Origin of the sequence: Gallaecimonas xiamenensis 3-C-1 (genome assembly GCF_000299915.1) — a bacterium.
Taxonomy (GTDB): Bacteria; Pseudomonadota; Gammaproteobacteria; order Enterobacterales; family Gallaecimonadaceae; genus Gallaecimonas; species Gallaecimonas xiamenensis.
Genome location: NZ_AMRI01000001.1, coordinates 19,219 through 40,440 on the forward strand (window position 1 = coordinate 19,219; position 21,222 = coordinate 40,440).

The 21,222-nt window shown below is 60.0% G+C and carries 26 protein-coding genes; 21 read left to right on the forward strand and 5 right to left on the reverse strand.

Annotated features, from left to right (window positions below):
* Positions 1 to 227: 227 nt before the first annotated feature.
* From B3C1_RS00090 to B3C1_RS00140, 11 genes are all read left to right on the forward strand, one after another.
* Positions 228 to 851, forward strand: a complete 624-nt coding sequence (locus B3C1_RS00090) for a LysE family translocator (RefSeq protein ID WP_008482069.1) — start codon at positions 228 to 230, stop codon at positions 849 to 851.
* 70 nt (positions 852 to 921) lie between these two features.
* Positions 922 to 1,473, forward strand: a complete 552-nt coding sequence (locus tag B3C1_RS00095; protein WP_008482070.1) for a sugar O-acetyltransferase — start codon at positions 922 to 924, stop codon at positions 1,471 to 1,473.
* Positions 1,474 to 1,850: 377 nt separating this feature from the next.
* On the forward strand, positions 1,851 to 2,660 hold the full coding sequence (locus B3C1_RS00100) for an alpha/beta fold hydrolase (protein WP_051012855.1): 810 nt from the start codon (positions 1,851 to 1,853) through the stop codon (positions 2,658 to 2,660).
* 177 nt (positions 2,661 to 2,837) lie between these two features.
* A complete protein-coding gene (locus B3C1_RS00105) occupies positions 2,838 to 3,434 on the forward strand; it encodes a glutathione S-transferase family protein (RefSeq protein WP_008482073.1) in 597 nt (198 codons plus the stop codon).
* Positions 3,435 to 3,589: 155 nt separating this feature from the next.
* Positions 3,590 to 4,102: a DUF1993 family protein gene (locus B3C1_RS00110; protein WP_008482075.1), complete on the forward strand. Its 513-nt coding sequence runs from the start codon at positions 3,590 to 3,592 to the stop codon at positions 4,100 to 4,102.
* 47 nt (positions 4,103 to 4,149) lie between these two features.
* A complete protein-coding gene (locus tag B3C1_RS00115; protein WP_008482076.1) occupies positions 4,150 to 4,515 on the forward strand; it encodes a hypothetical protein in 366 nt (121 codons plus the stop codon).
* Between the two features lie 55 nt (positions 4,516 to 4,570).
* Positions 4,571 to 5,092, forward strand: a complete 522-nt coding sequence (locus tag B3C1_RS00120; RefSeq protein ID WP_008482078.1) for a hypothetical protein — start codon at positions 4,571 to 4,573, stop codon at positions 5,090 to 5,092.
* 93 nt (positions 5,093 to 5,185) lie between these two features.
* Positions 5,186 to 5,767: an NAD(P)H-dependent oxidoreductase gene (locus B3C1_RS00125; RefSeq protein WP_008482079.1), complete on the forward strand. Its 582-nt coding sequence runs from the start codon at positions 5,186 to 5,188 to the stop codon at positions 5,765 to 5,767.
* Between the two features lie 102 nt (positions 5,768 to 5,869).
* Positions 5,870 to 6,337 carry a DUF3291 domain-containing protein gene (locus B3C1_RS00130; protein ID WP_008482080.1) on the forward strand — a complete coding sequence of 156 codons (468 nt, stop codon included), beginning with the start codon at positions 5,870 to 5,872 and terminating at the stop codon, positions 6,335 to 6,337.
* 66 nt (positions 6,338 to 6,403) lie between these two features.
* On the forward strand, positions 6,404 to 6,787 hold the full coding sequence (locus B3C1_RS19185) for a DUF5071 domain-containing protein (RefSeq protein WP_008482081.1): 384 nt from the start codon (positions 6,404 to 6,406) through the stop codon (positions 6,785 to 6,787).
* Positions 6,788 to 6,839: 52 nt separating this feature from the next.
* Entirely contained in the window at positions 6,840 to 7,385 is a 546-nt protein-coding gene (locus B3C1_RS00140) for a GNAT family N-acetyltransferase (protein ID WP_008482082.1), read from the forward strand.
* A 56-nt stretch (positions 7,386 to 7,441) separates the two neighbouring features.
* Here the strand turns inward: B3C1_RS00140 and B3C1_RS00145 are convergent, their stop codons facing one another.
* From B3C1_RS00145 to B3C1_RS00165, 5 genes are read right to left on the reverse strand one after another with little or no spacing between them, the layout of a single operon-like run.
* Entirely contained in the window at positions 7,442 to 8,647 is a 1,206-nt protein-coding gene (locus B3C1_RS00145; protein WP_008482083.1) for a VWA domain-containing protein, read from the reverse strand.
* A complete protein-coding gene (locus B3C1_RS00150; protein WP_035480672.1) occupies positions 8,623 to 10,944 on the reverse strand; it encodes a DUF5682 family protein in 2,322 nt (773 codons plus the stop codon). The genes B3C1_RS00145 and B3C1_RS00150 overlap by 25 nt, the downstream gene beginning before the upstream one ends.
* 8 nt (positions 10,945 to 10,952) lie before the next feature.
* Positions 10,953 to 12,029: an ATP-binding protein gene (locus B3C1_RS00155; RefSeq protein WP_008482086.1), complete on the reverse strand. Its 1,077-nt coding sequence runs from the start codon at positions 12,027 to 12,029 to the stop codon at positions 10,953 to 10,955.
* A gap of 2 nt (positions 12,030 to 12,031) precedes the next feature.
* Positions 12,032 to 13,555 carry a DUF5691 domain-containing protein gene (locus tag B3C1_RS00160; RefSeq protein ID WP_008482089.1) on the reverse strand — a complete coding sequence of 508 codons (1,524 nt, stop codon included), beginning with the start codon at positions 13,553 to 13,555 and terminating at the stop codon, positions 12,032 to 12,034.
* The gene (locus tag B3C1_RS00165; RefSeq protein ID WP_035480634.1) at positions 13,549 to 14,931 is read right to left on the reverse strand and encodes an SWIM zinc finger family protein; all 1,383 of its coding nucleotides are present in this window, start codon (positions 14,929 to 14,931) and stop codon (positions 13,549 to 13,551) included. Before B3C1_RS00165 ends, B3C1_RS00160 begins: the two co-directional genes overlap by 7 nt.
* 142 nt (positions 14,932 to 15,073) lie before the next feature.
* Here B3C1_RS00165 and B3C1_RS00170 point away from each other — a divergent pair, with 142 nt between their 5' ends.
* From B3C1_RS00170 to B3C1_RS00215, 10 genes are all read left to right on the forward strand, one after another.
* Positions 15,074 to 15,487, forward strand: coding sequence for a GNAT family N-acetyltransferase (locus B3C1_RS00170; RefSeq protein WP_008482091.1), 414 nt, complete (start codon positions 15,074 to 15,076; stop codon positions 15,485 to 15,487).
* 97 nt (positions 15,488 to 15,584) lie between these two features.
* Complete coding sequence (locus tag B3C1_RS00175; protein WP_008482092.1) at positions 15,585 to 16,463, forward strand: prohibitin family protein; 879 nt, start codon at positions 15,585 to 15,587, stop codon at positions 16,461 to 16,463.
* 51 nt (positions 16,464 to 16,514) lie between these two features.
* A complete protein-coding gene (locus B3C1_RS00180) occupies positions 16,515 to 17,501 on the forward strand; it encodes an alpha/beta hydrolase (protein ID WP_008482094.1) in 987 nt (328 codons plus the stop codon).
* A gap of 73 nt (positions 17,502 to 17,574) precedes the next feature.
* Positions 17,575 to 18,201 (forward strand): hypothetical protein, encoded by a 627-nt coding sequence (locus B3C1_RS00185; RefSeq protein ID WP_008482095.1) that lies wholly within the window; start codon positions 17,575 to 17,577, stop codon positions 18,199 to 18,201.
* A 45-nt stretch (positions 18,202 to 18,246) separates the two neighbouring features.
* Entirely contained in the window at positions 18,247 to 18,936 is a 690-nt protein-coding gene (locus B3C1_RS00190; RefSeq protein ID WP_008482096.1) for a Sir2 family NAD-dependent protein deacetylase, read from the forward strand.
* 191 nt (positions 18,937 to 19,127) lie between these two features.
* Positions 19,128 to 19,691 (forward strand): NADAR family protein, encoded by a 564-nt coding sequence (locus B3C1_RS00195; protein WP_008482098.1) that lies wholly within the window; start codon positions 19,128 to 19,130, stop codon positions 19,689 to 19,691.
* Positions 19,691 to 19,975, forward strand: a complete 285-nt coding sequence (locus B3C1_RS00200; protein ID WP_008482100.1) for a hypothetical protein — start codon at positions 19,691 to 19,693, stop codon at positions 19,973 to 19,975. The genes B3C1_RS00195 and B3C1_RS00200 overlap by 1 nt, the downstream gene beginning before the upstream one ends.
* Before the next feature lie 30 nt (positions 19,976 to 20,005).
* Positions 20,006 to 20,308 carry a hypothetical protein gene (locus B3C1_RS00205; protein ID WP_008482102.1) on the forward strand — a complete coding sequence of 101 codons (303 nt, stop codon included), beginning with the start codon at positions 20,006 to 20,008 and terminating at the stop codon, positions 20,306 to 20,308.
* The gene (locus B3C1_RS00210) at positions 20,308 to 20,787 is read left to right on the forward strand and encodes a GNAT family N-acetyltransferase (RefSeq protein ID WP_008482103.1); all 480 of its coding nucleotides are present in this window, start codon (positions 20,308 to 20,310) and stop codon (positions 20,785 to 20,787) included. Before B3C1_RS00205 ends, B3C1_RS00210 begins: the two co-directional genes overlap by 1 nt.
* On the forward strand, positions 20,787 to 21,218 hold the full coding sequence (locus B3C1_RS00215; protein ID WP_008482104.1) for a hypothetical protein: 432 nt from the start codon (positions 20,787 to 20,789) through the stop codon (positions 21,216 to 21,218). Before B3C1_RS00210 ends, B3C1_RS00215 begins: the two co-directional genes overlap by 1 nt.
* Positions 21,219 to 21,222: the final 4 nt, after the last annotated feature.

The following is a 21,222-nucleotide window of genomic DNA, read 5'->3' on the forward strand; positions in this document are numbered from 1 at the left end:
CTGATTGATGAGGGAAAAGGGGTATGCTCTTTGGTTGGATATAAAGGTCCCCTTTAACTTAAGTTGGCTGGCTCAACAAAGGACTATGCAAGTCTTCTGCTATGAGGTTTATCTTCTTATCAACGGTTTTTTCTCTTTCTCCGTAATGTGGAAAGGGCGTCTGGCCCGTCTTTTTCTGGCGGCTTAGGCTGCGAGCACAGGATAGTTTTAACTCTGTAGAGGTGTTTATGCATGAGTATGTTTTTATCCTTCCTATTATGTTGTTCTTGCTGTTAGGGGTGATGAGCCCAGGGCCCAGTTTTCTTTTGGTGGCGCAAACTGCGATGTCGAGGTCCCGTACTGAGGCCATGGGGGTGGCGATTGGAATGGGGCTAGGGGCGACGTTGTTCGCGGTGGTCGCCTGTTATGGGCTGTTTGCCTTGATTGCCATGGTGCCTTGGTTATATGCCCTACTTAAAGTGATCGGCGGTGTCTACTTGTGCTTTCTGGCAATAAAGATGTGGAAATCCGCCGGGCAAGATACCCCAGGCCGCACAGCCCTAAGTTCCAGGGCTGGGTTTTTGAAGATGCTGTTTGCTGGGTTCATTACTCAAGTCAGTAATCCTAAAACAGCACTGGTATTTGGTAGCGCTTTTGCGGCTTTTTTGCCCAAAGAGGTACCGGATTATTCGGTCTTGATTGTCAGCGTATCGGCTTTGCTGATTGACTCGGGCTGGTACATTATCGTAGCTATGCTGTTGTCCACCCCTGGTGCCCAGGCGGCTTATGGGAAATTCAAGAAGCATCTTTGCCGGCTTGCCGGCGGCTTTATGGCTGCCATGGGTGTAAAGCTCTTTTTAACCCAGCCGTGACCTTGAACTGTTCCTGCTGTGGGCTGCTATGGCAGCCTTGCTGCCCGAATTGTGATCTGGATTAGATAAGATGACCGAACAAGAAAAGATGCTTTCAGGGGAATATTATGACCCCAGTGATGCAGAGCTTGTTGCATTGCGCCTCAAAGCCCGGCTACTGACGGAAAAGCTAAATCAGACCAGCGTTAGCGAAGCCGACGAGAGAGCCGCGATTATCAAGACGCTGTTTGGTGCGACCGGGAGTCGTATCCAGGTTGAGTCAACCTTCCAATGTGACTATGGCAAAAACATCTTTGTTGGCGACAATTTTTTCGCCAATTTTGGCTGCGTCATTCTCGATGTAGCTGCGGTGCGGATAGGTGACAACTGCTTTATCGCACCGCAAGTAGGGATTTATACCGCGTCACACCCCATCGACCCCGTTGAACGAGTCAGCGGTTTGGAGTTCGGCAAGCCGGTCACCATAGGGCATAACTGTTGGATTGGTGGGCATGCCACCATTAACCCAGGGGTCACTCTAGGCGACAATGTCGTGGTCGCTTCGGGGGCTGTTGTTACCAAGAGCTTTGGTGACAACCTGGTCATAGGTGGCAACCCCGCTACCGTACTCAAGAAAATATAGGGCTGCGGCTGCCCAAGCCCTATAGGCCCGGAGCGGGCTGCTATGGCGCTTTTGCAAAGGCCTTATCGAATACTTTCGCAAGGGGGCCTAAGAGCTGCCCATGAAATCGGCTGCTGTTCCCTATGGCACGGTTTTTATTTACCTGTTTACCTTGGGCTACTCGATGTTTTTTGCCTACAGGGTGACAGGGAATGCATTGGGGAAGGTGCGGATAATCCAATTGGAAGCCTATGGCGGTATCAGGCTGTCCCATCTTCGAAACCTTGAGTTGTGGCGCCTAGTGGCGTCGCAGCCGATACCTGCCAAGGTGCTTCACAGATTGTACAACATCATGGTCTTTGCCTTGAGCGATACCTGGGTGCCATTTAGTAGGAATAATGCAATTGAATCAGATAAGAAAAGGCAGCGGAAACTACCTGGTATTAGTGCATGGCGCACTGACGGATGGTGCCATGTGGCTGCCCCATATGGCGTACTTGGCTGCCCACTTCGAGGTTGTGTCCATAAGCTTGCGCCATTTCGAACGGCCCGAAGAGGGAAGTTTTGGCTTAAACAGCCATGCCGACGACCTTGGCAAGGTTATAAGTGCGCTGCTTGAGGAGAAGCCGGTCAGCGTAGTGGCTTGGTCCTATGGTGCTGATGTGGTGCTCAACATGCTGGCAAAGCAGGCCATGCCCCTGGCAAAGGTGTTTCTTTATGAACCCGGCTATCCTGGCTGCGTCAAGGAAGAGGCAATGGGGGCCTGGCTGGAGGATGCCAATGCCATCTTTGGCGCTGTCTTCGAGCACTTTGGGCATGGACACCTGGAGCAGGCTGTCGAAGCCCTGATCGACGGCACAGGAAACAGGCCGGGGTATTTTCAAGCCCAGCCTGACGATGTCAAAGCTTTGCAACTGTCAAAGGCCTTTACCTTGGCCCAGCAACTGCACCAGCAGGAACAGCCACAACTTGACCCTCAACGGGTTGCCCAGATCGAGACTCCCATCATCTTGGGGCATGGCAGTGCCACCAGGGACATGTTCAAGTTGGTGACAAGGCATACTGCGGCAACATCAGAGCGGTTCCAGCTGCTCGAGGCGGCAGGGCAGGGGCATATGCTCCCCCAGGCAGACCCTGAGGCTTTTTCCCGTATGGTGGTTGAGGCGCTTGCGGCCCCCGCCCAAGAAGGCTGCAAGGCCCCAATCTAGGCCGGTGCCGGTGAAGAGGCCAAGGCGCCCCCTGACAGGGAACGCGCCGTTTCTCATCAAACCGGCTTCGGCGATGGGCACCGGGGGAGGAATACCTTAACCTGTGGGCTGCTGCCAGGCGTGTTGCCTGCTGCGCACCGATGATTTTTCCAATCGATAAGGCGGCCAAGGGCGACCATGAAGATATACGGCGATATACAGTCTGGGAATTGCTACAAGGTGAAGTTGCTTTGCGCCTTGTTGGGGATTGAGCACCAGTGGGTGCCTGTCGATATCCTGGCCGGCGACACGGCGGCCGCTGAATTTTTGAGCAAGAACCCCAACGGTAAAATTCCGTTGCTCGAGTTGGACGACGGCCGCTGTCTTTCGGAGTCCAACGCCATCCTAAACTATCTGGCTTACGGCAGTGAGCTGCTGCCCACAGACCCGTTCTTGCTGGCAAAGGTGCAGCAATGGCAGTTCTTCGAACAATACAGCCACGAACCCTTTATTGCCGTTGCGCGTTTTATTGCCAAGTACCTTGGCTTGCCAGAGGAACGCCGCGCTGATTTCGAATCCAAGCAGCAGGGTGGGCATAAGGCCTTGACGGTGATGGAGACGCAGCTTGGGAAAACCCCTTACTTAACCGGGGACAAGCTGACCACGGCTGATATCGCCCTGTATGGCTACACCCATGTCGCCCATGAGGGTGGATTCGATCTCTCCCACTATCCTGCCATTCAGTCCTGGCTTGGCAGCATCGCTGGCCACCCCGGATATATCGCCATGGCATGAAAGGGCGGCAGGACGGTGGCAGGATAACGGCTGCACCCTGAACCTTGGAAAGGTAGAAACAAGGTGCCGCCTACTGTTTTTGCAAAATCATCGTCCTGTGGTCTTAGTTTTGGCCGGCCCTGCCAGATCCTTTTTTAAACACTTCAGGAGATGTTATGTCAGCAGTAAAGATGCAATCCTACCGAGACCTCTTCCTTTCGAGGCTGGATGTGTTGTCAGCCGTTTTGGATATGGCTGCCGGTCACTTTAAAGAGGAACAGGACAATATCCTTGGTTATCGGTTGATCGAGGATATGCTGCCTTTCGGTACCCAAATCGCTTATACCTGCAACCAGCCCAGGAATTTCGCTCTATGGTGCCAGGGCAAGGGGATGGACAATTTATCTCCCGAGGTCGGTACCGTGGCGCAGGCCAGAGACATCATCAACGAGACCAAGGGGCTGTTGGTGAAAGCCGAACTGGATGACAGCAAACTGCAAGAGATAAAGCGAGTTGATTTGGCCGATGGTCAATATTTGGCCTTGTCTGGCCCGGAGTACGTGGAAGACTTCCTGCTACCCAACCTGTACTTTCACCTGGTTGCTGCCTACAGCATCATGAGGATGAAGGGAGTCCCCCTGAGCAAAGTGAATTACATGCAGTATTTGGTCCCTAAACTGCAAGCCTGATAAGACAGTGATGCAACGAGGCTAGGGATATCCAGGAGCCGTTAAGGATGATGATCACCGGCACAGCCAGGGACACTGAGCTTGCCAAGCTTGGGCTGACAGAAGCGCTAGTAAAGCTGACCCAAGGTGAGTTTGTTCATGAGGACCTGGCGTTCAGATGCAGGGCGCTTCGTTACTCCCTTGAACCGGAGGACTTTTCACCGCCAGGGGTGGATGTGATCCCGCTGTGGGAGGGCGAGTCGTCCATTACCGGCTTTTATCTGGCCGATGCCAAGGCGCACTTTATCACCTATGACATAGAGGATATCGATATCCCTGAAAGTATCGGGGATTCTATTGCAGACCTTATCCATTACCTGGCAGCCGAGTATGGCGAGGATGAAGGGCAGCTCAAGGCCGTCTTGTGGCGCTAGGGGCACCTTGGCAAAGCGCCATGACCCCAGTAACTGAAAGGGAAATATAGACAGCATGGACGAGTGTGGATTAATGACGTTCGGGCATAAAGACAGTTTTGCCATAGAGATCGGTGAAAGCATCGCTGGCAGCCAGGGGCTTTTCGCACTGAACATATGGTTGCTGGGGCATCATGTGACCAGGGTGGATAATGTTGCCTACCTGGAAACCGTGCTGGCCCAAGCGCAAAAAGACCTTGTAGAAAATAGAAACCTCGAGCGCTTTTCCCGCTATTTCACTGGCCGGTCAGTGGTTGAGGCACATCTTTTTATACAGAGCACCAGAGATGAAGAGTCCTGCCATTTCGATATTGAAGACGACATTTACGCGCAGCAACAAATCTTAAACTGGGGCCCCAATACAGATAATGTTGCCTGCTTCCTTATTCCCATCGCCGGTACACTTTATGCCACTGTCCAGTTCTATGACAGCGAAGGAGAAGAAGGCATCTTCTACGGAAAAATGGATGCGGCGTATTTTCACAGTGTCGTCCAGGGGTTCATTGACGGCGGTAAAAAGCGGCTCTCAATGGGGTAAAAAATGCCTATCACGGGCATGAGCTGGGCTGTCACTTAAAGGCGCCACGCCTGGCAGAAGGCTCTGGCTTGGGCCTCTTTACAAGGAAGGGTTATGAAGTGCTTGGTTGTTGTATGCCACCCGTTGCAGGGCAGTCTTTGCCATTATCTGGCGAACCAGACCGTGGCGCATCTGGCTGCCAAAGGCTACCAGGTCGAGGTGTTGGATCTCTATGAGAAGGGGTTTGACCCCAGGCTGACCCAGCAGGAGAGGCAGAGCTACTATCAGGGCCAGTTTGATGGCCGTGCCTTGGCAGAGGAGCTTGACCAACTAACCCAGGCCCAGAGCCTGGTGCTGATCTTCCCCACCTGGTGGTTTGGCTTTCCGGCCATGCTCAAAGGCTGGTTTGACCGGGTTTGGGCGCCTGGCCATGCCTACCACCATGCCGCAGATTTAGGTGCCATCCAGCCGGGCCTTGGCAACCTCAAGGAGGTCAAGGTGGTGACTACCCTGGGATCTCCTTGGTGGGTGGACACCTTTGTACTGTGGCGGCCGGTAAAAAGGGTGCTCAAACTTGCCCTGCTGGGAGCCTGTGCCAAGGGCTGCAAGCTGGACATGCTGTCGTTTTACAAGAGTGAAAGCGCTGCCCCGGCCCGGGTCGAGCGATTTGTCCAAAAAATCAAACAGCGCTTTTAACCTAAACAAGGTCGCCGGGCAGTTGGTTGCTGGGCGCCGTTGCCTAGGCATGTTGTTATGCTGGTGACCGATACAGGGACGATTAAAAATAAAGGAGAACTGATGCACCTTGCACAGCTGAACATCGCCAAGGCCCGTTACAGCTTGGACGCCCCCGAGATTGCCGATTTCGTAGACAATCTGGCCCCCATCAATGCCCTGGCCGAAGCCAGTGACGGCTTTATTTGGCGTTTGAAAGATGACAGCGGCGACGCCACCGCCATAGAGGTGATGGGCGACCCGGACATCCTGGTCAACATGTCGGTCTGGGACAGCGTCGATGCCTTGAAAAATTTCATGTTCCGGACCCACCACCGGGATTTTCTGAGGCGAAAAAGCGAGTGGTTCCACCCGTCGGCGCAAGACACCTACGTGCTTTGGTGGGTGCCGGTGGGTCATATTCCCACTGTGGAAGAAGCCATGGCGAGGCTTGAGCACCTGCGGGACAAGGGGGACACCGCTTACGCCTTTACCTTTAAGAGTAATTTCCAGCCGGGCGACTTGGTCTTGGCTCAGCATCAGGCGGGTTAGGGAGTGGCGGTAATGCCAGCCCGGTTTGGCCAATCCTTGCCTAAGGCAACAGGCTAGGGCGTGGCCATGCAGATAGTGCCAAGGCACAAGGGCGACGACCAAGCCTGCAATAACCTCAGGGCCGCGCCGGACGAGGAGGTCATCTTGCACCTCGATGCGCTGCTCGAGTGCCTGCAAGACATCAACTGGCCTATTGCCGGCCCGGTGTCGGAGCGGCTGGCCTGCCTGGGCGTCGAGTTGGTGGAACCGGTTTTTCGGATCCTCAAAGGCGACGACGAGGTGTGGAAGTACTGGATAGTGTCGCACTTTTTGTACCAGGTGAAGTTCGAGGTGCTGGCCCGGCTCAGGTTCCTGCTGCATTCGATGCGTGCCCACCCCAGTCGCGCCGAGGTTGAAGAAGAAGTGCACGATGTTGTCTGCGCCCTGTTGCAGAACCGGCGCCATGGCTAGTGCCCGTGGCGGCCTTCAATGGTTGTCGCGGTAAAGGCGAAGCAGGAGGGGTATGAAGGCGGTATTGCAAGGCGAACGGGTGTACCTGCGGTCCATGACCAAGGCCGATGCGGCGGCGCTGTTCGCCATTTATGGCAGCGAAGCCACCATGGCTTTTGCCTCAGATCCGGCCTTTAGCTCCCTGGGTATGGTCTACCAGATGCTTGAGAGCGTAGCCCGGCTGGAAAGCAGCGGTGAGTCTTTGGAGTGGGCTATTGTCGAGAAGGCCAGGGGCAAGCTCATTGGGACCTGCGGCCTGCACAGCTTTACCCCGTCCCGGGCCGAGTGTGAGGTCGGCTGCCTGCTGAACCAGGCCTATTGGGGCCAGGGCTTGATGTCCGAGGCCTTAAGATTGTTGTTTGGCCATGCCAAGACCCTGGGCGTCTGCCGGCTGTTGGCCGATATCGACGCGCCCAACCACAATTCCATCCGGCTGTTCAAAGGCCTTGGCTTTGAGCAAGCAGGCCCTCTTTATCGCCTGGTGTTGATTGATGAGTCCCTGGCGGCCGGGCAGGCGCTCCCCGGCGGCAAGGCGGGGGCTGAGGGCGCCGGGAGTTGAGCTTGGTGAACGCCTTTGACAGGGCCTTGGGGCAGGGCATCTGCGCACAGCTGCCCTTAGCCCTTGAGGGCGTCGGGGTCGGCCCTGACGGTTTTAATGTCCTGCGCCGCCGCCCAGGCCTGCACGTCTTCGCGACGCAGGGCCGTTGCCATCAAGTCTGGAAATTGGTCCGGGGTGCAGGCAAAGACGGGTGAGCCCATGGCGGCAAAATCGGCGGCCAGTTGGCTGTCGTAGGCGGGGCGGCCGTCGTCGCTCAGGGCCAGCAGGGTGATGACGTTGACATCGTTACCGATAAGCCGGGCCACCCGGGCTTTGAGCTCCTCCTCATTGCCGCCCTCGAAGAGGTCGGTTATCAGGATGAGGTGGGTTTTAGCGGGGCGCTCTATCTTGGCCTGGCAGTAAGCCACCGCCTGGTTGATGTCGGTGCCGCCCCCCAATTGCACCCCGAACAGCACGCTGACCGGGTCGGCCAGATCGTCGGTCATATCGACGATAGCGGTGTCAAAACACACCAACTGGGTGCGCACCCCCGGCAAAGAGGCCATCACGGCGGCAAAAATGGCGCTGTAGACCACTGAGGTGGCCATGGAGCCGGATTGGTCCACACAGAGGATGACCTCATCCAGGTCCACCACCCGCCGGTTCTGGCGCATAAACCCCACCAGCTTTTCCGGGATCACCGTCTGGTACTGCTGCTGATAGTGGCGCAGGTTGGCACTGATGGTGCGGCCCCAATCGATGTCATTGAAGCGGGGCCTGAAGGTGCGCTTGGACTTGTTGATGGCGCCCCGCACCGACTCGGCGGTCTTGCGTTCCAGTTTCTCCATCAGCTGGGCCACCACCTTGGCGATAACCTGGCGGGCCGTGTCCAGGGTCTGTTCCGGCATGGCCGAACGCAGGCTGACAAGGTCCGCCACCAGGTGCACGTCGGCTTCCATGGCGGCCAGAAATTCCGGCTCCAGCAGCATTTGCTTGAGGCCCAAGCGTTCAAAGGCGTCGCGCTGCATCACCTGCACCACGCTGGTGGGGAAGAACTCGCGAATATCCCCCAGCCAGCGGGACACCTTGGGGGCAGAGCGGCCTAGGGACCCCCGGCCTTTGCCGCCGCCGCTGCCGTCACCGTCGTACAGGGCGTTGAGGGCCTGCATCAAACGTTGGTCCTGAGCCGCCAGGGCCGACTGGGGTTCGTCGGTGCCCAGCACCAGTCGCCAGCGGCGCTCGTTCTCGGCGCTGTCATTCAGGGGTGAGGGGTTTGCGTCCATGTCTTGTCTCTTTGAATGAGTTTACCCAGGCGTTGCAGGTGGCCTTGCCACTGCTCGCCAAGGGCGCTGTTGACCGTCAAGGTCAGTCCCTGTTGGCGGCCGTGCAGGACAGTGTCCATCAGCCGGCGGCGTTCCATGGCGTCAAGGCCGGAAAATACCCGGCGCAGCAAGGGCACATGGGCGATAAAGGCCTCTTCGTCCATGGCGCTGAGCCAATGGGTGACGGTTTCAAGGAGGCTAGGGTCATAAAGCAGCTGCTGGGTGGCGCCGGTAAAAAAGCCCTCGAAGAAGCGGGCGGCTTCGGCGGTGGCGATGGCCGGCGACAAGGCCACTTGCAAGGCGGCCTGGACCGAGGCGGCGTCTTTGATGTCGGCAAAATACAACAAGCGGTTGGCAAGGCCGGCCAGGGCCGGGCTGCTGTGGCCGTGCTCCGCTACCTGTCCAAGGGCCTCGAACCAGCCGCTGTTGATGGCGTCGTCCAACTGGGCCAGTTGGATGGCGTCATGGCTTTTCTCAATGAGGCGGCCAAGGGCGCCGGCCTCTTCGTCGTTGAGGTTACGGCAGGCGTAGGGCAGGGACACCGAGGCTTGCACCACCAGGCGCTGCAACAGGGCGTCAAGGTGGCTGGCCGACAACTGCCGGGCGGTGCCGTAGCGCTGAATTTGCACCAAAGACGGCACGGCGGCCAGCAGCTCGCTGCAATCGTCGGTGTGGGCGGCGCGGCTGTCGAGGAGCTTAAGGCCCTGGGCGGTGGCCTCCAGCAGGTCCGCCTCCAAGCCCAGTTGCACCAGTTCGGTGAGGCCGGCCAGGGTACTTTGGCCTTGCATCTTCTCGGCCAGGCAAGCGTTGGCGGCCTGGGCTATGGTGCTGCCATAGACCAGGTTTTCCACCAGCCGCACGCTAAATTCGGGCTGCCAGCACAGCAGCCAGCGCTCCCGGAAAGTGCCACGGCTGCCGCCAGCATTGGTCTGCAAGCCCCAGGGTACATCCAAGAGGGTCAGGCGGTGCAGCAAAATGGACTTGAGCAGGCCTGGCTCGGTGCGCAGATCCAGCGACAACTCCCGGCTGCTGGCCTCGGCTTTAAGGCGCAGGGCCTTCTTTTGTTTTTCCAGATCTTCCAGCAGCGGCAGCAAAGGCGAGTCGGGCGGCACGGCGCCCACCTGGCTGCCCAGCAGCAGCTCGTCTTCAATGCCCTGCCATTGCAGGGGTTCGCCAAAGCACAGGCAGGCAATGGCCGCTTCGCGCATTTCTTCAAAACCGGCGGCCGGGCGCTGGCGCACCGCGGCCAGGGTGCGGCTGAGGCGCACCGCTTCGATAACCGAGGCAGTAGACACCACCTGCCCTTGTTGGCGAAGGGCGGCGGCGGTTTTGGTGAGCCAGCTCTCCAGCACCCGGCCCGAGCTGCGGTGCTGCCAGAGGTGCTGGTACCACTGGGGCGCATCGACACCGGCGCCGTAGCCAGAGCGGCTGGCCAGGCGTGGGCTGGTCCAGGGCACCCAGGTGGCCCGCACCTTGGTGGCGGCGAGCTTCTTAGGCAGGGCTTTGAGCAGCGCCTTGTCGGCACTGATTTTGTGTTTTTCGTTAAGGGCCGGTACGTGCCAGGCGCCGCACACCACGGCTATGGGACCGTCGCTTGCCTTGGCGGCCTGGGCTATTTCCAGGCGCATATGGGCTTCGCGCTGCAGGTCGCGCGGGCGGACCCCGGCGCTGTCGCGCAAGGCGGCCATGGCCGAGGCGACGCTGTCAAAAATGGCGGCGTCGTCATCGGCATTTTGTTCGATAAGGTCGTTCCACCAGGCTTCGCCGTCCTGGTAGCCCGATAACCGGGCCAGTTCGGCGATGGGGTCCTGGCTGAGGGGGGTCTCTTGTTCGGCCTCGCTAACGGGGTTCTTGTCGGCGGCAGGCGGGCTTTGGGCCTCTTGCTCGCCGCCCTCTGGGCCGTCTTCGCTGTCTTGTTCACGGGCGGCCAGGGCCATGGCCAATTGCTGGCTGACCGGCAGGTCGATAAAACGCAGTTCGGCGCCGTTGGCCACGGCCCACAGGCAGGCCTGGTACTCGGGGGAGAACTCGGCAAAGGGCCAGTAGCTGGCCGTGGCCGGGTCGTCCTGGCAGTAAGCCAGCAGCGCCACCGGCAGCTGCATCTCGGCCCTGGCCAGCTGCCCGAGGATGTCGGTGCAGTCGGCCGGCCCTTCGATGAGCACGCAGGCCGGCTGTAGGGCGTTGAGGGCGTCAAGGAGCCTGGCGGCCGACCCCGGGCCATGGTGGCGAATGCCAAAATAGCGAACAGTGGCGCTCATATCCTGGCTCACAAAACCTCGTTGAGCGCGTGGTAGTAGGGGGCGAAGTCCGGGCGTTTTTTCAGCACCGTTTCCAGGTACTCTTCCAGCACCGCCTTGTCTTGCACCGGATCTTTGACGATGGCCCCCAGCAGGTTGTGGCTGACGTCTTCTGCTTGCAGCTGGCCGTCGCTGAACCAGTTGGCCTGGCTGAGGCTGCCCACCATCACGGCGATGGCTTCGGCGGTGGAAAGATTACCGCTGGGGGTTTTTAGGGCCATGTTGCCGTCCAGGGTCTGGCCGCTCCTGAGTTCGCGGAACATGGTGACCACTTTTTCGATCTCGGCCTTGGCGTTGGCCGGTACCGGCAGCTCCAGGCTGTTGCCCATCTCGGCCACCCGGCGCTCGACGATGGCGATTTCTTCGTCCATGTCGTCCGGCAGGGGCAATACCACCACGTTAAAGCGCCGCTTCAGGGCCGAAGACAGCTCGTTAACCCCTTTGTCGCGGTTGTTGGCGGTGGCGATGACGTTAAAGCCGCGAGTGGCGTAGACGACGTCGTCCAGCTCCGGTACCGGCAGCATTTTTTCAGACAGGACGGTGATAAGGGTGTCCTGAACGTCTGACCCCATGCGGGTCAGCTCTTCCAGGCGGCAAAGGGTGCCTTGCTCCATGGCCCGAAACAGCGGCGTGGGGACCAGGGCCTCGCGAGACGGCCCCTTGGCCAGCAGCTGGGCGTAGTTCCAGCCGTAGCGAATTTGGTTTTCGTCGGTGCCGGCTGTGCACTGGATCACCGCCGAGCTGCTGCCGGAGATGGCGGCGGCCAGGTGCTCGGAAACCCAGGACTTGGCGGTGCCCGGCACCCCCAGCAACAGCAGGGCCCGGTCGGTAGCCAGGGTGGCCACGGCGGTTTCTATAAGGCGGCGGTTGCCGATGTATTTGGCGCTGATCTCGGTGCCGTCGGCGGCTTGACCACCCATCAGGTAGGTCACCACCGCCTTGGGGGTCAGTTGCCAGTTTTCGGGCTTGGGCCCTTGGTCGGCTTTGAGTGCGTCCAGCTCTGCCTGGTAGGTGATCTCTACCGGTGTCCTTAATACCTTGCTCATAACTAACCCTGTTTGCAGTTATCCATGTCAGCGGTACCGGCTTGAGCCAGTGCCACATTGAATTTGAGGTGGTTTAGCAGCGGATCGGAATAGGACAGTCCCAGCCCGGTCAGTTGCTCGATGATGGCGGTGGCCGTGTTCCTGGGCAGCCAAAGCCCCAGGGCAGCCAGATCCAGACAGGTCCCTTGCACCTTGGAGGCCTCTTCTTCCCTGATGGCCTGGCCCAGTTCCTGGCAAAAGCGGCGCCAGCGGGGCAGCGCTAAAAAGTCTTCCTTGCCAAGGGGCAGGCTGTCCAGGCGCAGGTTGATGCCGATGTCTTCAAAATCCAGGTCGTCTTCCCACTCCTGGCTGGCCAGTAACCTCAGGGCCAATTGCTGGCGCTGCGGGCTGTCCATGGCCTCGGTAAGGGGCCTTAGCAGCCGCAGGTGCTGATAGGTCAGGCCATGGCCGTCGATATCCGCAAACAGCCGGTCCAGCAGGAGGCCAAGGAGGCTGTGGTCCAGGCTGTGGCGCAGCTGCTCGACCAACACCAGGTTGTCGTCGTCACTGTTGGCCTGGAAAGACCAGGCCGTGACCAATTCGGCCAGGGTCAGTTGCAGGGCCTCGGCCAGGGCTCTGGGGCTGGTGGTTGCCAGCAACTGGGTACGGTCGGCCGCCTTTCGGGAGGATTTGAGTTTTTGCGGTATCAGCTCTTTGCTGCGCCGCAAAAGCCCGGTGCTTTTGACCTCAAAGCCAGCGGCCAGCTCCAGGGCCTGTGCTTGTTGCTGTGCTTGCTGGTCCTTTGGCAGGCAGTCGAGGCGAAGCAGCATGCGCTGGGCAAACAGGCGGATGCCTTCGGCGCGGTCACCGAGCAGCTCGGTCAGGTAGGGCGCGTCGGCGCTGCTGAGGTTGTCAGCAAGGCATTCGAGCAGCCGTTGGCGGTTGGCCGCCTTTTCCTTGGCGGCGCAGGCCATTAACAGCACCCTGGCCTGGGCCGGGTCTTGGCGGCGCAGGGCCTGGCACTGGGCAAGGCGCTGCTGGGGCGGCCAGGCATCCCAGTTGTCCTGGCTCAAGGTGTCCTCGGGGGGTGCCTTGTTGTCCCTGGTCTCGTCTCGCCACTGGTACCAGGGCTGAACCGACGCAAGTTGCACTTGGTCCCCTTGCTCTACAAACCAGTCGGCCGGATGGGGGGCGTAGCCCCGGCGCTCCAGCAGAGCCAGGGTTGCCTGGACGTAGCCTTGTGGCTGCCCCAGGCAGCGGCGAAACAAGGGGCGCAGCGGCGTCGGCAACAAGGGCAGGGCAGGCAGGGGTATGGCGGCGCTGACCTTGAGCTGGGCCGGGGGGCTGATAGCGAGCATGGCCGCTTGCACCTGGCTGAGCAGGGCCAGGGCGGCGCTGGCCTGCTGCGGGGCAGGCAGGTCTTGTAGCAGCGCCAGCCAATGGGGGGGCAAGTCGGCCTCGGGCAAGCCGTTGTGGCCCATAGCCCAGCGCATCAGCAGTTTTTCGGTCTGTTGGTCCAAAGAGCCCAAGGTGTCTTGATTCAGCATGTCAGGGTACCCCAGTGGCGGCTGCGAACACTGACAAGGTCCCCCTGGATGCCGTTCCACAGCACGAAGGCGCCGGTCAGCTCTGAGCCTGTGACCAGCACCGGCAGGTGGGGGTTGCTAAGGGGCAGGGTGTCAGTGGCCCCTTGCCACCAATAGTGGCCATCGGCATCTTGGGCGATGCGACCTGGGCCCAACAGCCAAGGCATGGACTCGGCCCAGGGCTGCAGGGACAGGCGTTCAAGCCAGGCCGCTTTCAGGGATTGGTCGCTTTGGGGCCAGTCTGGCTCGGTATCGGCGCCAGAGGCCTGGTAGTCGAGGAGAAAAGCCCGCTCGGCGCAGCGCCCCGGGTAGTAGGCCAGGGCGCCGGTCAGCTCGGTGCCGGGGCCAGGGCCTGTGGCGCGGCGCCCGGCCGAGGCCGGGTAATAATCCAGCAACAGGGCAAAACGGGGGCTGGGGGATTGGCAGTCGAGCAGCCAGGATTCATGGCTGACCAAGCCGCTGCGGCGGCTGACGATGCGCTCACCCAGGTTGTGCCACCTGGACTGCACCTTGTGCAGATCCGGCCTTTCCAGCAGTTGGGCACGGGACTCGGTGGCCAGCAAGGCCTGGCGCGCGTCTTCGTCTTCGGGGTCGGCAAACCAGGCCTGCATCAGGGCCGACAGTTGCCCCAGAAACTGGGTCAGGCCGTAAAGGCGCAGCGGCTGCGGCAGGGATTTGACCCGGGCTGGCAGCTCATCCAGGCGGCTGGCAAGGCCTTCGAGCTTGGCGTCCACCATGCGTGCCGACACGGCGCGGCAACGGGTGCCAAGGTCTCCCAGCAGATCGTTAAGGCCGGTGCGCAGCTGGTCGTCCAGCCACTGCTGGAAATCTTCAAGGCCTTTGGTGGCGGCAGCCTGGGTGCGGGCGCGGGTCTTTTGTGCCCGCTGGCGCTGCTCCTGGGCCTTTTGTTCAAGCTCTTGCTCGGTAAGCTCGGATACCGGCTCGGCGGCCGTTGCCGCCAGGCTCTTACCTTGCCCAGAGGCAGGGGCGGCGGTGGTGGTCTTGCGCTTGCGCCTGCCTAACCAGTCGCTGACCCAGTCCGGCTGGTCGCCGTCGCTAAAGCCGTCCGGCGCCTCGGCAAATTGCCACATCAAGGCCAGCACATGCTTACAGGGGAATTTACGGGAAGGGCAGGAGCACTTATAGCCATGGTCGGCGGCGTCGGCTACCACCAGGTAAGGGTTGGCACCCGAGCCCTGGCAATGGCCCCAAATCAGGGCGTCCGGCTCGGACTTGTGCAACAAGGGCCACTTGGCGGGTTTGAGCAGCTTTTTGGCCGCATTCAGGGACGACTGGTCTGGGGCGAGGTTTTCCACAACCTGCAATGCTATTTCCATATATGCCAACTACAGCAGACGAGGCTGGCCGCATCATTCCAGCTAAAGGCTGACAATTCAAGCCTGTCTGCCGCCTGGCCCATTCCCCAAGGCCAGATCTGGGCATAGACTGGCGGCCACTTGCCCTTTGTAAGAGCTGCGTATGGAAATCGACGTCGTAGAAAACCCCACCCAGGATGAAATCGCCTTTTTTGACGAGCAGATTCGCCTTTTCAATGCCGAGCATTGGGAAGTAAAGGAAAAGCGGCCGCTGGTGGTGCAGATAAAAGATGAGGACGGCCAGGTGGTGGCCGGGGCCGGTGCCCGCACCTTCGGCGACTGGTTGCTGCTAGACAGCCTCTGGGTGTCGGCGCCCTTAAGGGGCCAGGGGGCGGGCAGCGCCCTTCTTACCCAGTTGGAAGCGGCGGCGCGGCAGAGGGGCTGCAAGCAGTGCCTGCTCAACACCCTGGATTTTCAGGCCATGCCCTTTTACCAAAAGCACGGCTACCAGGTGCAGTGGATACAGCCCGGTTATCCGAAAACCGGCTGCAAGTATTTTATGACCAAGGCCCTTTAAGACATTGAAACCGGCTTTACCGCCGGGGCCATGGCGCCGCTCTTGAGGATAAGATAATGTTCGGTTTCGGATATTAAAAAAAACACAGGACGTAGCTATGGCAACACAATTTAAAAGCCCCTCCCTTGGCCTTGGCAAGGTCATCCCGGTGCTGGTGGTACTGGCGCTGGTGATAGTGGTATACGGCAGCTGGTTTACCGTCGACCAGGGGGAGCGCGGCGTGCATCTTCGCAACGGTAAGATCATCGGTACCGCCGAGCCCGGCATGGGCTTTAAGATGCCGCTGTTCGACAAAATCGTGAAGATCTCCACCCAGACCCACACCGTCAGCTACGAGCACCTGCAGGCCTACAGCCGCGACCAGCAGCCGGCCACCATCAAGGTCTCTGTCACCTTCCGGGTGCCGGAAGCCCAAGTGGCCGAGGTCTATGCCCATTTCAAAAACATCGACTCCATGGTCAACCGCCTGGTAGACAGGGCCGTGCCTACCCAGGTGGAAAACACCTTTGGCCGTTACACCGCCATTTCGGCGGTGCAGGAGCGGGTGCAGTTCGTGATGGACGTGACCCAGGCCATCAAGGACGCCGTGCAAGGCCCCATAGAGATAAGCTCGGTGCAGGTTGAAAACATCGACTTTTCCAACGCTTACGAGAAGTCTGTGGAAGACAGGATGCGCGCCGAAGTGGAAGTGCAGACCCAGAAGCAGAACCTGGAAAAGGAAAGGGTCAGCGCCCAGATCGCCGTGACCAAGGCCCAGGCCGAGGCAGACTCGCAACTGGCCCGGGCCAAGGCCGAAGCCGAAGCCATCCGCATCAAGGGTGAGGCAGAAGCCGCCGCTATCAAGAGCCGCGCCGAAGCCCTGGCCCAGAACAAGAACCTGATTGAGCTGACCAAGGCCGAGAAGTGGAACGGCAAACTGCCCGACACCATGCTGCCCAACAGCACCTTGCCTTTCTTCGACACCACCCACAAGTAAGGTAAAAGCCGGGCCCTGTGCCCGGCTTTTTGCTACCTGCAAGGACGCCTCGTGACTCGCTGCAAATCCCCTTCGCTTTTCTTCTGGGCCTGGTGCCTGCTTTGCCCCTTGCTGCTGGGCCAGGCCAAGGCCCAGGACCGGCTGGTGGACGACAGCTACAGCCCCGCCGAGCGCCTGGCCCGTTACCAAGGGGCTAACCCCGAGCTGCGCCTGCCGGTGCTGCGCTTTAGCCAAGGCCAGCAGGTGCTTTTTGAGCGCCCCTACCGGCAGCTGGGCCAGCGCCAGCTGCGCCTGGACTTGTTCAAGGCGGTGTCCGCCAAGGCCGCCAACCCCGGCATAGTGCTGGTGCACGGCGGCGGCTGGCGCGCCGGCGACAAGTCTCATTTTTATGCCCTGGCCAACCTCCTGGCCCAGCGCGGCTATGTGGTGCTGCTGCCCCAATACCGCCTGTCCATCGAGGCGCCGTATCCGGCCGGCCTTGAAGACGTCAACCAGGCCATCCTCTGGGCCAAGGCTCACGCCAAGGACATCGGGCTGGACCCGTCGCGCTTGGCCCTGGGGGGCGGCTCGTCCGGGGGGCAGATGGCGGCGCTTTTGGCCAATACCGCCCACCTGCCGCTCTTTAAGCCCCAGGGGCAGGGAGACACCCAGGTCATGGCCCTGGTGGACCTGGACGGGGTGCTGGATTTCACCAGCCCCTTGGCCCTGGCCCACGAGAATAAAAACGGCAGCCGTTCGGCGGCTGCTCTGTGGCTGGGGGGCAGTTTTGAGGCGGTGCCCCAGCGCTGGCGCCAGGCGTCGGCGGTCAGTCACCTGTCGGCCCAGTCGCCGCCGGCCCTGGTGATAAGTTCCGGCCAGGGCCGTTTTACCGCCGGCAAAGAGGCCTTTTTTAACGGCCTTGACCGTTTTGGGGTGGCACACCGTTACCTGGAACTGGATACGGTCCACCCCTTTTGGCTGTTTGATCCTTATCTGGACCAGGTGGCCAAGGCCGTGGACGATTTTCTTCGCCAGCAGGGTCAAGGAGAGGCAAATTAGGTGGAAAAGGCGAGCTGAAAGTCAGCTAACTTACTGATATAATTGCCAACCATCTGCGATACAGGACTCTGCATTGACCCGTCCCTCATTGCTGCACCGCTACACGGATCTGGCGGCCCTCTTGGATATCCTTAGCCAAAAACGCCTGGTGCTCCTGGATCCTGGCCACTGGAGTGACAAGAACGACGTGCACTTCATGGCCATCTACAAGCAAAAACGCCGCCTTGGCACCCTGCTGGCCCTGTGCTTTACCAGTAAATTCGAGACCTACCACCATTGGAGCGTCTTTGCCCCCGGCAACAGCGGCGTGTGCATTCGCTTTAAGCGCCATGTGCTGGAGCGCCACCTTGGCGCCGTGCCAGGGGTGCGCTTTGGGGACGTGGAATACAAGGAACTCCAAGCCTTCGATTGCGCCCAGGTGTCCTTGGAGGACATTCCCTTTTTAAAACGCTTCCCCTACCGGGACGAGAAGGAATTTCGGGCCATTTTCACCGCCGAGGACAGCCAGGCCGTCAAAGCGGTGCCTTTTGACTTGGATGCCATCGACCGCATCGTGCTGAGCCCCTGGCTGCCGGCGCCCCTGGTGGCCACCATCAAGACCGTCATCCGCAGCATTGACGGCTGCCAAGATCTGAAGGTCTACCAGACCACCCTGTTGTCCAATGACAGCTGGCGCAGTAAGGTCGAGGAGATCCTCTAAGGGGCCGGCAGTGAGGCTGGCTCTGGCAACAAATCGGACGGTGGCATGGACGGCAGTAAACGAAAAGTGGTGGTGTTTTCCGGGGCCGGCCTCAGTGCCGACAGCGGCCTGGACACCTTCAGGGACCAGGGCGGACTCTGGCATCAGGTGCCGGTGGCGCTGGTCGCTACCCCAGAAGGCTGGCAACAGGACCCGGCCTTTGTCACCGCTTTTTACAACGACAGGCGCCGAGACATCGCCAAGGCCCAACCCAATGCCGCCCACCTGGCCATTGCCCGTCTGGAGCAGCGCTTTGAGGTGACGGTGATAACCCAGAACCTTGACGATCTCCATGAAAGGGCTGGTTCAAGCCGGGTACTGCACTTGCACGGGGAGATCACCAAGGCCAGAAGCCTGGCAGCGCCGGGGCAGCTTTATGAGATCGGCTACAGGGACCTTGGCGCCGAGGAAAGGGACGCCGCCGGCGGGTTACTGCGGCCCCATGTGGTCTGGTTCGGCGAAGCGCCCCTGGCCATGGACGAGGCCCTGGCCGCCATCAAGGTAGCGGACAAGGTATTGGTGGTGGGGACCTCGTTGATAGTGCAACCGGCTGCCTCCTTGCTGAAAAAGGCCCGCTACCAGGCCGATAAACGTATCGTTGCCTTGGATATCAATAGCAAACCCTTCGGCTACCGCTTTATCCGGGGTAGGGCGGCCAATGTGGTGCCGGCTATCGCTTGTGATTGGCTGGCCTGAGGGCTTTTAAGTTTGGGGCGCCGGTGGGCGCCTTAATTTATGGGTATTCAAGTATTTACCTACTGGCCTTTTAGGCAGTAGCCTGGATATCTTGCGCTGGGAGGCGCTGATGCCGGGGACAAGTACTGCCCGGCCGGCAGTGCGGCTTCCTGGTATGCCAACACCAAGACCCCCGTACTCAAGGAGGCCCCGTGGACACTGCCCCGCTCGCCAATCGCGACGCCTTGCTCGCACAACTGCAAAATGGCCAACCGGCCGATTACCTTTTTTTCTGGGGGCACCAGGAAGGTGATCGCCTCACCAAAGGCTGCCTCAGCCAATGGTACCCGTCACCCTTCAGTGCTGAAGGCCTGGCATTCACCAGTGCCGAACACTACATGATGTACCACAAGGCCATGCTGTTTTCAGACAAGAAGGCCGCTGAACGGGCCCTGGCGGCCCTGACCCCGGCCGAAGTCAAGGCGGTAGGCCGTACCGTGCTGGGATTCAACGAACTGACCTGGCGCGAGCACCGCTTTGCCATAGTGGTGAAGGGTAACCTGGCCAAATTTGCCGCCCACCCCGAACTAAAGACCTTCCTTTTGAACACGGGAGACAAGGTGCTGGTGGAAGCCAGCCCGGTAGACAAGATCTGGGGTATAGGCCTGGCCCAGGACCACCCCGACGCCGCCGACCCGGCCAGGTGGCGGGGCGACAACCTGCTGGGCTTTGCCCTGATGGCGGTGCGAGCGCAACTGGCCAAGGAGGGCGCTTGATGAAAGCCATGCTGTTGGCCCTGGCCCTGATGGCCACCAGTGGTGAGGTGCCCAGGGTGGACGACTTTGTCGGTGCCCCTTACAGCAAGCTCAAGGCGGCCTTCCTGGCTGCCGGTTGGCAGTTGCAATTGGACGGCGACGGTATCAATGCCGACTACCCGGAGATCAGCTGCGGCTCGGGTTACGACGCCCTGTGTTCGGTCGGCTTTAGTAAAGGCCAGGCCTACCAGGCGGTGACCTTGGAGCACGGCAGCAATGGCTGGGTGGTGACGGGCGAATACTGAGCGCCGCCCCCACGATTGAAGGATCCCAAGGTGTTGAGACCGCTGTTTGTGTCGCTGCTTTGCCTGCCACTGCTGGGTTGTGTGGTGGTGCCAAAGGCCAAGCCCCCGTCCTTTGAGGAGCGGGTCAGGTGCAATATCAGCACCCCCCAGTGGCAGTTGGAACAGTACCGGTACGACATCGACTGGTGCAATTCTGGGGTATCGGACTACGACGGCATTTGCGTTGGGGTCAGTGCCCTGGTGGTGCCGGCAACGACTCTGGTAGTGTCGGGGACCTGGACCCTGTTGGGTAACGCCGTCCACTGGCTTGAAGAACAGATGAGGTGCAGTTGATGACGGCCCATGCTTTAACATGCCAGCCCTGGCCAGTCGAAGACTTGCCTTTGGCGCTGTTGTTGCTGGCAGACCCTTGCCAGGACCGGGTGCACCAATACCTGCCGCATTGCCAGGCCCTGGCCTTGGTTGATGACGGGCAGGTGCTGGGGGCGGTTTTGTTGCTGGCCCTTGAGCCTGACCGCGTTGAATTGATCAACCTGGCCGTGGCCGAGGAATACCAGCAGCAGGGCCTGGGGACCTGCCTACTGAAAGGGGCCATTGCCTGGGTCAGGGAGCAGGGTGCTCAGTGGCTGGAACTGGGGACAGGCGCCTTTGGCCACCAATTGGCCTTTTACCAGCGCCAGGGATTCAGGGTAACCGGGATCCTCAAGGATCACTTTATCGACCACTACCCGGAGCCGATTTATGAGCTGGGGATCCAGCACAAAGACATGCTGCGCCTGAGTTTGCAGCTCAGGTCGCCAGGAGACCATTGATGCAGTGTTACCACCACCAACAACAGCAGGCCCACGCCCTTTGCAAGCATTGTCACAAGGGGCTCTGTGCAAGTTGCACCCTGGACAGCGGCTGGGGCCTGGCCTGTTCCGAGCCTTGCCGGGACGAGCTGCTGGCGCAGCAGGCGGCCTGGCGCAAGAACAGCCAGATGCTGGCGGCCAGCAAGACCGCTACCCAGCTGTTGACCGCCCACCTTGTCCAACGTCGCCGGCATACGGGCATGCTGCTTGGCAGCATGGTGATGTTGCTGCTCTTTTGCCTGGCCATAGGCCTGGACAGGGGCAACAAGGACTATGTACTGACCATAGGCGCCCTGTTGGTGGTCTGTATTGTCTCTTCGTTGCTGCGTCTGAGGGCCAATAGCCGCGCCTTGGCGCAATTGGCCGGCCAGGGCGACAATGAAACGGGTTAAGGGT